Source organism: Nocardia aurantiaca (assembly GCF_009708175.1).
Taxonomy (GTDB): Bacteria; Actinomycetota; Actinomycetes; order Mycobacteriales; family Mycobacteriaceae; genus Nocardia; species Nocardia aurantiaca.
Genome location: NZ_WMBB01000018.1, coordinates 59,008 through 71,500 on the forward strand (window position 1 = coordinate 59,008; position 12,493 = coordinate 71,500).

Consider the following 12,493-nt stretch of genomic DNA (forward strand, 5'->3'; position numbering starts at 1 on the left):
CGCAATACCTCCTACGACGCGAATCCCGCGCTGCCGGCCATGGCGGCCCGCTGCACGATTCGCTCGGCATGCCGGATGACCGGCATGTCCACCATCCGCCCCTCGAAGGTGAAGACACCCCGATGGTTCGGTGCTTCCGCCAATAGCCTTCGCGCCCAATCGACTTCGTCGGGTACGGGCGCGTAGGCGGTCCGGATGACGGGCACTTGGCCGGGATGAATGGCCACCTTGGCGTCGAAGCCGATGGCCACCGCGTCGGCCGATTCGGCCGCCAGTCCCGTCAGATCCTTGATGTCCAGGTACACCGAGTCCAACGCGAACTTGCCGTACGCCTTGGCGGCCAGCAGGGATTGGGAGCGCACGTGCCGCGCCACATCCCGGTAACCGCCGTCGGCGTGCCGGCTGGAGTTGCCGCCGAGCGCTGCGACCAGGTCCTCCGCGCCCCACATGACACCGATGGCATTGCGCACCATGACCGCCCGGCCGACCGCGAGCGCGCCCAGCGGGGATTCGATGAGCGCGATGACTTCGTAGTCGGTCAGCCGCGTGATCTGTTCGGCCGATTCGCATTTGGGCAGCATGATGCGTCGGTACTCGGTGCGCGCCAGGGCATCCAGGTCGAGCATGTGCTCGAGGGTGCCCGCGGCGTTGACGCGGACGACGGTGCGCTCGGGATCCAGCGGGGTGGCGATGAGCGCCTCGCGGGCCGCCGCCTTGTCGGCCTCCGCGACGCCGTCCTCGAGGTCGATGATGACCACGTCGGCCGCCGCGAGCGCCTTGCCGTAGCGCTCGGGTCGGTCCGCGGGGCAGAAAAGCCAAGCGGGGCCGGGCATTTCCCAACTCATGCCGGCGCCTCCACCGAGCTGGATGTCGGACTCCGTCTCACCAGAGTTTTGCGGGTGGCGGTGGCCACGATGTCACCGTGCTGATTGCGCCCGGTGTGGGCGAAGGTCACGATGCCTTCGCCCGGACGGCTCTTGGACTCACGCAGGTCGGTGACCACGGTCTCCGCGTACAGGGTGTCGCCGTGGAAGAGCGGCTTGGGGAAGGCGATCTCGGAGAAGCCCAGATTGGCCACGATGGTGCCCTGCGTGAGCTGCGCCACCGACAGGCCCACCAGCGTGGACAGCGTGAACATGGAGTTCACCAGCCGCTGGTGGAAAGGCGGCAGCGCCTCGGAGAACGCGGCGTCCAAGTGCAGCGCCTGGGTGTTCATGGTCAGCGTCGTGAACAGCACATTGTCGGCCTCGGTGATGGTGCGGCCGGGTCGGTGCTCGTACACCACGCCGATCTCGAATTCGTCGAACCACAGACCGCGCTGAACGACCCGCTTCTCGCTCCGCTCGCTCACAGGCCGAGCTCCCGCCCGATCAGCATCAACTGCACCTCCGTGGTGCCCTCACCGATTTCCAGGATCTTGCTGTCGCGATAGTGCCGGGCCACAGCATATTCGTCCATGAAACCGTAGCCGCCGAAGATCTGCGTGGCGTCGCGGGCATTGTCCATGGCGGCCTCGCTGGCGACCAGCTTGGCGATGGCGGCCTGCTTCTTGAAGGGCTTGCCGGACAGCATGAGCGCGGCCGCGTCGTAGTAGGCGGTGCGAGCCATGTGGGCGCGCGCCTCCATGCGGGCGATCTTGAAGGCGATGGCCTGATTGCTGCCGATGGCGCGGCCGAAGGCCTCGCGCTCCTTGGCGTAGCGCACGCTCTCGTCCACGCAGCCCTGCGCCGCGCCGACCGACAGCGCCGCGATGGCGATCCGGCCCTCGTCCAGAATGCGCAGGAAGTTGGCGTAGCCGCGGCCGCGCTCGCCCAGCAGATTCTCCGCGGGCACCCGGACGTCATCGAAGCTGAGGGGGTGGGTGTCGGAGGCGTGCCAGCCGACCTTGCGGTAGGCGGGCTCGGCGGTGAATCCGGGGGTGTCGGTCGGCACCAGGATGGTGGAGATCTCCTTCTTCCCATCCACCCCGCCGGTGACCGCGGTGACCGTCACCAGCCGGGTGATGTCGGTGCCCGAATTGGTGATGAACTGCTTGGAGCCGTTGATGATCCAGGTGTCGCCGTCGAGTACCGCGGTGGTGCGGGTGCCGCCCGCGTCACTGCCCGCGCCCGGCTCGGTGAGGCCGAAGGCGCCCAAGGCGCGGCCGCTGGCCAGCAGCGGCAGCCACTCCTCCCGCTGCTTGTCGTTGCCGAAGCGGTAAATGGGCATGGCGCCCAGCGAGACGCCCGCCTCCAGCGTGATGGCCACGCTCTGGTCGACCTTGCCGAGTTCCTCGAGGGCCAGGCACAGCGCGAAGTAGTCGCCGCCCATGCCGCCGAACTCCTCGGGGAAGGGGAGGCCGAACAGGCCCATATCGGCCATGCCCGCCACCACCTCGTAGGGGAAGCTGTGCTCGGCGTCATGCTTCGCGGCGACCGGGGCCACCACCTGGTTGGCGAAATCGCGGACGGTGAGGGCGAGTTCGCGGTACTCGTCCGGCAGCGTGCCGGTGGACAGGAAATCGGTCATGACTGGGCGTTCTCCTCGGCGATGATGCGAGCCAGCGGCTGTTCGAGTTTCACCTGCGCGCCGGGCTCGACCAGCAGTTCGACGCGGCCGGCGATGGGTGCGGTGAGGGTGTGTTCCATCTTCATGGCCTCGACCACCACGATGGGCGTGCCCGCGGCGACGATCTCGCCGTCGGCGGCGGGGGTGGCGATGACCGAACCCGGCATGGGGCTCTGGATCTCGGCGTCGCCGACGTGGGCGTCGGCGCCGCGGACGTCGGCCTCGGCGACCTCTCGGAGCAGGACTGTACCGGTGCGGTCGGCGACCCAGATCTGACCGGGCTGGGTGGCGACGCGATAGCCGGTGCACAGTCCGTCGAGGGCCAGGGTCAGCGTGTCGCCGTCGGATTCGACTGTCAGGACACGCTTTTCGCCCCCCTCGACCCATACGGTGGCCTGTTCCGGGGTGCCGGACAGGTACACGTGCGCGGTGCGGTCACCGCCGGTGAGGCGGATGCCGACGGGCGCGTGCGCACCGACTCGCCAGCCGGTGGGCTGCTGCCACGGATCGACCGGGGTGGCCGGCCAGTTGCGCAGCCACTGCTGGGCGGCGGCGGCGATGAACTGCTCGTCGGTCACCGGTGCGGGCGAGAAGTCGACCGCGCGGCGGTCCAGCAGCCCGGTGTCGAGCCGCCCGGCGAGCACATCCGGGTCGGCGAGCAGGAAGCGCGCGAAGTCGGTATTGGTGCGCACGCCCAGGATCTGCGTGTCCCGCAGGGCCGCATCGAGTTTGGCGATGGCGGCGGCGCGGTCGGCGGCGTGCGCGATGACCTTGGACAGCATCGGGTCGTAATCGGTGCCGACCACGGTGCCGGCGCGCAGGCCCGAATCCACCCGCACTCCGGGGCTTTCCGGCTCGAACAGCGCGAGCACGGTGCCGCCGGTGGGCAGGAAGTCGCGGCCCGGGTCCTCGGCGTAGACGCGCGCCTCGATGGCGTGGCCGGTGAGGCGGATGTCGTCCTGCGCCGCGGCCAGCTTCTGCCCGGCCGCGATGCGGACCTGGCACTCCACCAGATCGACGCCGGTGACCAGTTCGGTGACCGGGTGCTCCACCTGGAGACGGGTGTTCATCTCCATGAAGAAGAACTCGTCCGGCTTGTCGGCGGAGACGATGAACTCGACCGTGCCCGCGCCGACGTAGTCCACGCTGCGCGCGGTATTGCAGGCCGCCGCGCCGATCCGGGCGCGGGTCTGCGCGTCCAGCAGCGGCGAGGGGGCCTCCTCGATCACCTTCTGGTGCCGGCGCTGCAGGCTGCACTCGCGTTCGCCCAGGTGCAGCACGTGGCCGAACTGATCGGCCAGGATCTGCACCTCGATGTGGCGGGGGCGGGTGACGAAGCGCTCCAGGAACAGGGTGTCGTCGCCGAAGGCCGCACCGGCCTCGCGGCGGGCGCTGACCAGGGCGGCGGGCAGGTCGGCCGGATTCTCGACGCGCCGCATACCCTTGCCGCCGCCGCCCGCGGACGGCTTCACCAGCACCGGGTACCCGATCTCGGTCGCGGCGTCGATCAATTCCGCGTCGGTCAGGCCGGGCTTGGCGATGCCGGGTACCACCGGCACGCCGTAGGCGGCCACCGCGTTCTTGGCGGTGATCTTGTCGCCCATGACTTCGATGGCGCGGGCGGACGGGCCCAGGAACGCGATGCCCGCCGCCTCGAGCGCGGCCGCGAAGGCCGAATTCTCCGACAGGAAGCCGTATCCCGGGTGCACGGCCTGCGCGCCGGAGCGCACGGCGGCGGCGATCACCTTGTCGATGCTCAGGTAGGACTCGCGCGCGGAGGCGGGGCCGAGGCGAACCGCGGTATCGGCCTCGCGGACGTGGCGGGCGCCGGCGTCGGCGTCGCTGTAGACCGCGACCGATCGAATCCCCATGGCGCGCAGGGTGCGAATGACCCGCACCGCGATCTCGCCACGATTGGCGACCAGCACGGTGTCGAAGGCGACGGGGTGGGCTGTGTTCATCAAGGTCATCACATCCGGAAGACGCCGTAGGAGACGGGCTCGAGCGGGGCCTGCGCGCAGACCGAGAGGGCCAGGCCCACAACGGTTCTGGTGTCGGCCGGGTCGATGACGCCATCGTCCCAGAGGCGGGCCGTGGAGTAGTACGGGTTGCCCTGATGCTCGTACTGCTCGCGGATCGGGGCCTTGAACGCCTCCATATCCGCCTCGGACGGCGCTCCGCCACCCTGCGCGTCACCGCGCACGGTGGCCAGCACCGAGGCCGCCTGCTCACCGCCCATGACCGAGATGCGGGCATTCGGCCACATCCACAGGAAGCGCGGCGAATACGCGCGCCCACACATGGAGTAGTTGCCCGCGCCGTAGGAGCCGCCGATGACCACGGTCAGCTTGGGCACCCGAGCGCACGCCACCGCGGTCACCATCTTCGCGCCGTGCTTGGCGATGCCGCCCGCCTCGTAGTCGCGCCCGACCATGAAACCGGTGATGTTCTGCAGGAACAGCAGCGGGATCGTGCGCTTGTCGCACAGTTCGATGAAATGCGCGCCCTTCATGGCGGATTCGCTGAACAGCACGCCATTGTTGGCGACGATGCCGACCGGGTGGCCGTGGATGCGGGCGAAGCCGGTGACCAGGGTCTTGCCGTACTCGGCCTTGAACTCCTGGAATTCGCCGCCGTCCACCATGCGAATGATGACCTCGCGCACGTCGTAGGGGGTGCGCAGGTCCACCGGCACCACGTCGTACAGCTCGTCCTGCGGCGCGATCGGATCCACGGTGGGCGCGACCTCCCACGGCGTCGGAAATTTCGGGCCGAGCGTGGCCACGATATTGCGCACGATGCGCAGTGCGTCCTGATCGCTCTCGGCCAGGTGGTCGGTGACGCCCGACGTGCGCGAGTGCAAGTCGCCGCCGCCCAGCTCCTCGGCGGTGACCACCTCGCCGGTGGCCGCCTTCACCAGCGGCGGGCCGCCCAGGAAGATGGTGCCCTGATTGCGCACGATGACGGTCTCGTCGCTCATGGCCGGCACGTACGCGCCGCCAGCGGTGCAGGACCCGAGCACCGCGGAGATCTGCGCGATGCCCTTGGCGCTCATGTTCGCCTGGTTGTAGAAGATGCGGCCGAAGTGCTCGCGGTCGGGGAACACCTCGTCCTGGCGCGGCAGGTAGGCGCCGCCGGAGTCGACGAGGTAGATGCACGGCAGGTTGTTCTGCAGCGCCACCTCCTGGGCGCGCAGGTGCTTCTTGACCGTCATCGGGTAGTAGGTTCCGCCCTTGACGGTCGCGTCATTGGCGATGATCACGCACTCGCGCCCGGAGACTCGGCCGATGCCGCCGATGACACCCGCGCCCGGGGACTCGTCGTCGTACATGCCGTTGGCCGCCAGCGGCGACAGCTCCAGGAACGGGCTGCCGGTGTCCAGCAACTGGTCCACCCGCTGGCGCGGCAGCAGTTTGCCGCGGGCCAGGTGCCGTTCCCGGGCCTTCTCCGGTCCGCCCAGCGCGCTGACGGCCAGCCGCTCGCGCAGCTCGTCGACCAACGCCAGGTGCGCGGCCCGGTTCCCGGTCCGCGCGCCCTGCTTCAACTCCGCCTCGGTCAGCGTCATTCGCTCCGCCTCCCCGCGCGGCCGACCCGGCCGTTCGGTTAGTCACCAATAACTGGAAAATAAGATAATCTTCACTAACTGAGTTGTCCAGCACCGACGCGAGGGAATCACGGTGAACAATGCGGAAACCGTCACGCTCACCCGTCGTGAGCAGCTCAAAGCCCAGCGCAGGCAGCAGCTGCTGGAGGCGGGGGCACGGCTCATCGCAGACCGCGGCTTCCTCGGCATGCGGCTCGACGACCTGGGCGCGGCGGCCGGGATCAGCGGGCCCGCGGTGTACCGGCACTTCCCCAACAAGGAGGCGCTGCTGGTCGAGTTGCTGGTCGGCATCAGTCAGCGGCTGCTGGACGGCGGCCGGGCCGTCGTCGAGGCGGCGCAGTCGCCGCGCGAGGCGCTGAGCAGGCTGGTGGACTTCCATCTCGACTTCGCGCTCGGCGAACCGGAACTCATCCGGATCCAGGATCGCGATCTGGAGAACCTGCCGGAGTCGGCGCGTCGTCAGGTGCGGCGCACACAGCGGCAGTACGTGGAGGTCTGGGTGGCCGTGCTGCGGGAACTACGTCCGGAGCTGCCGGAACAAGCCGCCCGCGTGCAGGCCCACGCCACCTTCGGTCTGATCAACTCCACGCCGCACAGCGCGCCGGCCAGCGCGACCCGGGCGCGGCCGGTGCTGCGGCGCATGGCGCTCGCGGCCCTGGGGTGACCGGGCCGAATTCCCGAGCCGGATGGACGTTCCGCGGTCACCCCGGCATAGTTGGTCGGGATCCATTGCGGTGCTGCGGATTCCGGCCAGAATCATGCCGGGAATGACGAGGAGGCCTTGGCCCGAGAACACGCTGGAATGGCGGGACGCCCTCGGACCGGCGCTCGAGGCTACTTCGTACCCGTGATCCGGGTCTGCGCCGCGGCCAGACGGGCGGCGAATTCCGGGGATTCGAGGGAGGCGAGCTGGGGCACCACCTCGGTGTTCACCGCCTCGGCGTGGGCGGCCAGCGCGCGCGTAGCGCGCATGGTGCGCTTGGTGGTGATGAGCAGCTCACGCGGGACTTCCGCGGTGGCAGCGGCGAATTCGACGGCGGCGGCCACCAGGGCCGCGTGGTCGCCGTCCACCACGCGGTGCACCAGACCGGCCTTCTCCGCCGCATGCGCGTCGAGGATCTCGCTGAACAGCGTCATGGCCGCCGCCTGCTGCGGGCCCACCGCGCGCTGCAGCATCCAGGTCATGCCGCCGCCCGGGTGGATTCCCAGGCGCAGGAAACGAGCGTCGAAGCGCGCCTTGGGATTCGCGAAACGCAGGTCCGCGGCCAAGGCCAGGTTCAGACCCGCGCCGACGGCCGCGCCGCCGACCGCGGCGACCGTCGGCAGCTTGCAGCGCGCCACCGCCAGGAAGCCCTCGTAGATGGCCCGCAGGCCCTCCTCCCTGGCCTCGCCCAGCGCGGTCAGGTTCGCGCCCGCGCAGAAGGCCGGGGGCGTGCCGGTCACCACCAGGGCATGTACCGACTCATCGGCCTCCGCGTCCGCCACCGCGTCCGCGAGATCGGCGGATAGGTCCAGCGTCAACGCATTCCGCTTGTCGGGGTCGTGCACCGTTACGAGCGCCACTGAGTTCAGGCGCTCCACTTTGATCTCCGCCATGGCCCCAGATGGTAACCGGCGTCACCGGCCGCGCAGTTCGCGCTCCGCGGTTCGCAGCACCATGACGAAGCCGCCGTGCACCACCGGCAGGAAGATGCGCGTCCACAACGGCGCGAGCAGGGGCGCGGCGATCTCGAAGGTGGACGACCAGTGCACCCGGGTGCCGGCCGCGACCGGCTCACAGGTGATGAAGCCCTCCTGATGCCGCAGGGGCGGAACGGAATTCAGCAATCGGTAGCGCATGAGCCGGGGCGGATCGTATTCCACGATCTCCTCGGTGAGCCGCAGCAGCGGGGTCACCACCAGGCGGACCGCGCCCGCGCCATTGCCCGCGGTATCGCCGGGGCGCACCAGCGTGACACGGCGGACCAGCGGCACCCGTTGATAATTGGCGACATCGGTGAGCCAGTCGAAGACATCGGGCTGCGGTGCCGCGATGGTGCGTTCGACGTCAACCGTACGCATGCCGGCTCCGTTCTGATGGACGCGGATCCTTCGTTCAGCCTATGAGATCGGCGGCGCGGCGTCGACGGAAATGCCTGGTGACTACCATTGCGACTATGACCGTCGAGGACCAGCCGCAGCGCGTGATCCGCCGCCGCCCGAAGAACCGGCGCGCCCAGATCGCCGCCACCTCGGCCGCCGCCTTCGGCTCGCTCGGCTATCACGGCGTCAGCATGGAGGACATCGCGGCCCGGCTCGGCATCTCCTCGGCCGCACTGTATCGCCACTATCCGAGCAAGTACGCGCTCTTCCGCGAGGAATTGCTACGGCTGGCGCGGCTGACCGCGGAATCGGCCACCCCGCCGGACGAATCCGAGGTCCTGTCCCCGCGCGAGCGGCTGGACCGGGTGCTGGACCGGATGATTGCCGAGACCATCGCCAATCGCTCGACCGTCACGCTGGTGCGCTGGGAGCGCCGCTACCTCGACGACACCGATCGGCGGACGCTGGAGGAGCAATTCACCTCGGCGCTGACCACGCTGCGCGCGCTCATCGCCGACGTCCGGCCCGAACTCGACGGCCACGATCGCGCGGTGCGGGCGGTATCGCTGCTCAGCGTGATCTCCAGCATCGGCGACCATCACGCCACCCTGCCCGCGAAATCGCTGGCCGCCCTGCTGCATTCGGCTTGCGATGCCATCATCGCGACCGATCTGCCGCCGGAGAGCACCGCCGCGGCCGCGCCGCGGGCGGCCGAGATCCCGCAGAGTTTCAAGCATGAGCTGCTGCTCGAGAAGGCCGTGAAGCTGTTCCACGCGCGCGGCTACCCCAATGTGAGCGTGGAGGACATCGCCGCGGCGGCGGACCTGTCGGCGGCCTCGGCGGTGTACCGGTACTACCGCAGCAAGGGCGATCTGCTGGCCGCCGCGTTCCGCCGGGCGGCGGATCGGGTGTCGGGGGCGATCGGGCCGGCGGTGGCGTCCTCGTCCAGTCCGGCCGAGGCACTGAGCAAACTGGTCGACCTGTACGTTGCGGGTTCCTTCGCCGAGCGCGAGCTGACCTTCGTCTACTACGCGGAATTCGGCCACGTCTCAGCCGAGGAGCGCACCGTGCTGCGCAATGTGCAGCGGCTCATCGTGGCCGAGTGGGTACGGCTGCTGGTGGCCGTGCGCCCGGAACTGTCCGAGGGCGAGGCACGCATCCTGGTGCAGGCCGCCTTCGGCCTGGTGGTGGATCTGGGCCGGGAGTTCGGCGGACATCCGTCGATCTGCTCGCAGCCCAGAGTGATCCGCCTGATGGAGGCCACCCTCTTCGGAGCCGGAACGCCGGGGTCCTGACGGCTAGCCGGTCAGTGTCGTCAGCGGCGTGAACGGCGCGTAGTCGCGCACGTGCCCCTTGTCCCAGTCCCACAGCGAGATCGGATCGACGGCCACGCCGTTCTGCAGGATGAGCCGCCAACCACCGTCCTCCCGCTGCCAGATATCTCCATCGCGGTCCCAATAGAGGCCGATGCTGCGCGGTTCGACCGTGTCACTCCGACTCATGGCCTCCCTCTCATAGCTACCCGTGAGCGATTGCATGACCTCGGGCGGCCGGGCGCCGGCGCGCATGATCGCGACGAGCACGGCCTCATAGCCCTCGCTCCTGCTCACAACTGTCACCATTGGTGATCCCTGAGTAGCGGTCATACCGAAAAGTATTCGTCGCTACGCTTCCGGGACTCTTTCGCGGTAATTGGGGCTCTTCTGAGCAAATATATTTGCCAAACATTCGCCTACATCGCAAGACGCGCTCGCGAGTCGAATTCGTTCACCGGTTTCCTCCGACTGTGGCCGCCACGCGGTGGACTAATTGCTCCCCTGTGGTCGAACCGCGGATTCACGTACCCGGCCCGATCCGACTCAGCATCGAAGGATCACCGATCCGCGCCTCACGACCGCAAAATGCGGACCGCGGTGGAACTGGAACTCAATCGGCCCACCGAGGTCGCCATCGAACTGCGCACCCTCGTCGACGAACACCCGGAGCGCGTGCAAATCGCCGGCCTGCCGGCCACCGCGCAATACCGCGCCGGACAACCGGCCCGGGCGCATTACGCGTGTTCCGCTGCGTGATGGATCTGCGCGAGGCCCACCGGCAGGCGGAGTCGGCGCACACCGGTCGATACACATCGAGCCGCAGGGCGGCACCACGCCCGGGGCACCGGTATCGTGCTGTGCGCGTGCGGTTTCGCGCATACGAGAATCGTCGCGGTCACTCCTGGCAACTCAGTCCGGCGGCCGCCGCGAAGCCGTGGATCAGAGCGGCGACGGCGAACTCGAAGCGGGTGTGGTCGTCGGTGCCGGCGCCCGTACGCGCCGCCTCGAGGATGAGCGGGAATTCGTTCGGCTCCAAGGCTTTCAGGAACTCGACCGAACCGGGGCCCCCCGCCTCGTTGACGGGGGCCGTACGGGCTTCCGAATTGGCGTGTGCCACCACGAAAAGGGTGAGGGAGTTCAGGGCGTCGAGGGCGGGGCCCAGACCGAAACCGGCCTCCACCAACAGTTTCAGGCCGCGTTCGGCGGTGCGCAGGGTCGCGGGGGTGACCGCGACCCGGGTCGCGAGCAGCGGCAGCGCACCGGGATGAGCCAGCAGTGCCGCGCGCAGGGCGCGGGCGTAGTCGGTGAGGGCCTTGTGCCAAGGGCCGTCGGTGAATCCGGCGTCGGCCCTGGACATGACGCGCTCGACCATGCCGTCGAGGAGCGCGTCCTTGTTCGGCAGGTAGTGGTACAGGGTCATGGCCTCCACACCCAGCTCACCGCCGAGCTTGCGCATGGACAGTGCGGCGAGGCCATCCCGATCGGCGATGGCCAGGGCGGCGTCGAGCACCCGCTCGCGTGAAATGCCCGCTCGTTCGGCTCTGGTGCGCTTGGCGGCCATGGGTTTTCCTCCCAGGATTGACAACTCTTACGTCGTAAGTGAACGATAGTCCACGGCACGAACTCTTACGACGTAAGAGTGATCGGAAAGGGAGAAACCTCGTGAACACCACCGCCATCGCCGACAACAAGGCCGTCATCACCGCGTTCATCGACGCGCTCAACCACGGCCTGGAAGGGGGCACCGAGTGGGTGCGATACCTGTCCCCCCAGGTGATCGATCACAACAAGGTGATCTTCGGCGAGGAGGACGCGCCGGGTGCGGCCATCGAAGGCTTCCGTCAGCAGCTCGCGGCCTTCAGCGCGACCGACGAGGCGGAGAGCGGAATCCTGGTGCGGGAGCTGATCGGTGAGGACGACCGGATCGTGGCCCGGCTGCGCGTGATCGGCCGCCACACCGGCGCGCACGCCCGCATGCCCGAGCCGACCGGGCGCACCTGCGATGTCGAGCAGATCTGGATCTTCACCCTGACCGACTCGCGCATCAGCGAGATCCGCGCGGTCAGCGACCGGCTGGGCATGTTTCTGCAGCTGGGATGGGACTGGCCGACCGTCGACTGAGCGACGGTCGGCCAGCCGCCGCGGGCCCGGACCGCCAGGACCAAAAGTCCTGGCGGCCTTCACACCTCGATTACCGCTGTCACCACGGCGGGAGGGTATAGGAGGAACCGGTGCCCAGCGCCTTGGCCAACGTGGCGAACAGGTCGTTAATTGCGCTGCCGCTGAACATACGGGACTCCTAGCCCTGGGTGATCGAAGTCGAAGAGCCCGAGGTGACCAGGTGGGCAAAGGCCAACAGGAGGTCGGTAAAACCGCTTCCGGTGTAGATGGGCATTGCGAATCCTTTCGAACTAATGGTTGTGCTGCGCGAATTACTTCGCGATGTCGCCCTTGAGCTTCGGCTTCTTGGGGGTGTAGCTCGCGGTGGAGCCGGCGCCGAGGAACGTCAGCACCTGGGTGATGATGGCACCGATGTCGACAGTGGTGCCGCCGGACGTGGGAGGAGTGGTGGTCATGTTTTTTCCCTTTCTTTCACGACGCGGACAGACCCCCTCGATTTCTGGTTTTTCTCGGGACCGCCGCACGGGGCCGAGATGACCCCGGGTCTTGGATGCGGAACTGATGTGCCGCAGAACTATTCGGGCTCGACCGCCATAGCCTGAACCAGCGACGCCGGACGCATATCGGTCCAATGCGCTTCGACATAGTCCAGGCAGCTCTGCCGGCGGGCCGGACCGTGCGCGACGGTCCAGCCACCGGGGATGGCGGCGAACACCGGCCACAGCGAATGCTGGGCCTCCTCGTTGACAAGTACGTAGAACTGCGCGTTTTCGTCATCGAAGGGATTGCTCATGGTGGATTTACTCTTTCTCACCCGGGGTTT

15 protein-coding genes are annotated in these 12,493 nt (G+C 68.5%); 4 read left to right on the forward strand and 11 right to left on the reverse strand.

The window, feature by feature from the left end:
• Positions 1-11: 11 nt before the first annotated feature.
• Genes GLP40_RS30165 through GLP40_RS30185 form a run of 5 tightly spaced genes read right to left on the reverse strand, consistent with a single transcriptional unit; the run spans position 12 to position 6,112 of the window.
• Complete coding sequence (locus GLP40_RS30165) at positions 12-845, reverse strand: HpcH/HpaI aldolase/citrate lyase family protein (RefSeq protein WP_154791417.1); 834 nt, start codon at positions 843-845, stop codon at positions 12-14.
• The gene (locus GLP40_RS30170; protein WP_328290823.1) at positions 842-1,351 is read right to left on the reverse strand and encodes a MaoC family dehydratase; all 510 of its coding nucleotides are present in this window, start codon (positions 1,349-1,351) and stop codon (positions 842-844) included. The genes GLP40_RS30165 and GLP40_RS30170 overlap by 4 nt, the downstream gene beginning before the upstream one ends.
• A complete protein-coding gene (locus GLP40_RS30175; RefSeq protein ID WP_154791418.1) occupies positions 1,348-2,508 on the reverse strand; it encodes an acyl-CoA dehydrogenase family protein in 1,161 nt (386 codons plus the stop codon). The genes GLP40_RS30170 and GLP40_RS30175 overlap by 4 nt, the downstream gene beginning before the upstream one ends.
• Positions 2,505-4,508 (reverse strand): ATP-binding protein, encoded by a 2,004-nt coding sequence (locus tag GLP40_RS30180; RefSeq protein WP_154791419.1) that lies wholly within the window; start codon positions 4,506-4,508, stop codon positions 2,505-2,507. The genes GLP40_RS30175 and GLP40_RS30180 overlap by 4 nt, the downstream gene beginning before the upstream one ends.
• Positions 4,509-4,516: 8 nt before the next feature.
• Entirely contained in the window at positions 4,517-6,112 is a 1,596-nt protein-coding gene (locus GLP40_RS30185) for a carboxyl transferase domain-containing protein (protein ID WP_154791420.1), read from the reverse strand.
• Between the two features lie 112 nt (positions 6,113-6,224).
• Between GLP40_RS30185 and GLP40_RS30190 the strand changes: the two genes are divergently transcribed.
• A complete protein-coding gene (locus GLP40_RS30190; RefSeq protein WP_328290824.1) occupies positions 6,225-6,815 on the forward strand; it encodes an SACE_7040 family transcriptional regulator in 591 nt (196 codons plus the stop codon).
• Positions 6,816-6,985: 170 nt separating this feature from the next.
• Here GLP40_RS30190 and GLP40_RS30195 read toward each other — a convergent pair whose 3' ends face one another.
• Positions 6,986-7,747 carry an enoyl-CoA hydratase gene (locus GLP40_RS30195; protein ID WP_154791421.1) on the reverse strand — a complete coding sequence of 254 codons (762 nt, stop codon included), beginning with the start codon at positions 7,745-7,747 and terminating at the stop codon, positions 6,986-6,988.
• 21 nt (positions 7,748-7,768) lie between these two features.
• Positions 7,769-8,212, reverse strand: coding sequence for an SRPBCC family protein (locus GLP40_RS30200; protein WP_154791422.1), 444 nt, complete (start codon positions 8,210-8,212; stop codon positions 7,769-7,771).
• A 95-nt stretch (positions 8,213-8,307) separates the two neighbouring features.
• Here GLP40_RS30200 and GLP40_RS30205 point away from each other — a divergent pair, with 95 nt between their 5' ends.
• Positions 8,308-9,528: a TetR/AcrR family transcriptional regulator gene (locus tag GLP40_RS30205; protein ID WP_154791423.1), complete on the forward strand. Its 1,221-nt coding sequence runs from the start codon at positions 8,308-8,310 to the stop codon at positions 9,526-9,528.
• Positions 9,529-9,531: 3 nt separating this feature from the next.
• Here GLP40_RS30205 and GLP40_RS30210 read toward each other — a convergent pair whose 3' ends face one another.
• On the reverse strand, positions 9,532-9,843 hold the full coding sequence (locus GLP40_RS30210) for a hypothetical protein (RefSeq protein WP_154791424.1): 312 nt from the start codon (positions 9,841-9,843) through the stop codon (positions 9,532-9,534).
• Between the two features lie 291 nt (positions 9,844-10,134).
• Here GLP40_RS30210 and GLP40_RS30215 point away from each other — a divergent pair, with 291 nt between their 5' ends.
• Positions 10,135-10,305, forward strand: coding sequence for a hypothetical protein (locus GLP40_RS30215; protein ID WP_154791425.1), 171 nt, complete (start codon positions 10,135-10,137; stop codon positions 10,303-10,305).
• A gap of 139 nt (positions 10,306-10,444) precedes the next feature.
• Here GLP40_RS30215 and GLP40_RS30220 read toward each other — a convergent pair whose 3' ends face one another.
• The gene (locus GLP40_RS30220) at positions 10,445-11,110 is read right to left on the reverse strand and encodes a TetR/AcrR family transcriptional regulator C-terminal domain-containing protein (RefSeq protein ID WP_154791426.1); all 666 of its coding nucleotides are present in this window, start codon (positions 11,108-11,110) and stop codon (positions 10,445-10,447) included.
• A gap of 101 nt (positions 11,111-11,211) precedes the next feature.
• On the opposite strand from GLP40_RS30220, the gene GLP40_RS30225 reads away from it, so the two are divergent.
• On the forward strand, positions 11,212-11,670 hold the full coding sequence (locus tag GLP40_RS30225) for an ester cyclase (protein ID WP_328290825.1): 459 nt from the start codon (positions 11,212-11,214) through the stop codon (positions 11,668-11,670).
• Positions 11,671-11,981: 311 nt separating this feature from the next.
• Here GLP40_RS30225 and GLP40_RS30230 read toward each other — a convergent pair whose 3' ends face one another.
• On the reverse strand, positions 11,982-12,125 hold the full coding sequence (locus GLP40_RS30230; RefSeq protein ID WP_154791427.1) for a hypothetical protein: 144 nt from the start codon (positions 12,123-12,125) through the stop codon (positions 11,982-11,984).
• A gap of 119 nt (positions 12,126-12,244) precedes the next feature.
• Complete coding sequence (locus GLP40_RS30235) at positions 12,245-12,463, reverse strand: MbtH family protein (protein ID WP_154791428.1); 219 nt, start codon at positions 12,461-12,463, stop codon at positions 12,245-12,247.
• Positions 12,464-12,493: the final 30 nt, after the last annotated feature.

Bases quoted from the DNA above. Each gene is read 5' to 3' on its own strand.
- GLP40_RS30235 (WP_154791428.1), bottom strand. From the start codon at position 12,463: ATGAGCAATCCCTTCGATGACGAAAACGCGCAGTTCTACGTACTTGTC.
- GLP40_RS30175 (WP_154791418.1), bottom strand. From the start codon at position 2,508: ATGACCGATTTCCTGTCCACCGGCACGCTGCCGGACGAGTACCGCGAA.
- GLP40_RS30180 (WP_154791419.1), bottom strand. From the start codon at position 4,508: ATGAACACAGCCCACCCCGTCGCCTTCGACACCGTGCTGGTCGCCAAT.
- GLP40_RS30195 (WP_154791421.1), bottom strand. From the start codon at position 7,747: ATGGCGGAGATCAAAGTGGAGCGCCTGAACTCAGTGGCGCTCGTAACG.
- GLP40_RS30215 (WP_154791425.1), top strand. From the start codon at position 10,135: ATGCGGACCGCGGTGGAACTGGAACTCAATCGGCCCACCGAGGTCGCC.
- GLP40_RS30185 (WP_154791420.1), bottom strand. From the start codon at position 6,112: ATGACGCTGACCGAGGCGGAGTTGAAGCAGGGCGCGCGGACCGGGAAC.
- GLP40_RS30200 (WP_154791422.1), bottom strand. From the start codon at position 8,212: ATGCGTACGGTTGACGTCGAACGCACCATCGCGGCACCGCAGCCCGAT.
- GLP40_RS30165 (WP_154791417.1), bottom strand. From the start codon at position 845: ATGAGTTGGGAAATGCCCGGCCCCGCTTGGCTTTTCTGCCCCGCGGAC.
- GLP40_RS30230 (WP_154791427.1), bottom strand. From the start codon at position 12,125: ATGACCACCACTCCTCCCACGTCCGGCGGCACCACTGTCGACATCGGT.
- GLP40_RS30220 (WP_154791426.1), bottom strand. From the start codon at position 11,110: ATGGCCGCCAAGCGCACCAGAGCCGAACGAGCGGGCATTTCACGCGAG.
- GLP40_RS30205 (WP_154791423.1), top strand. From the start codon at position 8,308: ATGACCGTCGAGGACCAGCCGCAGCGCGTGATCCGCCGCCGCCCGAAG.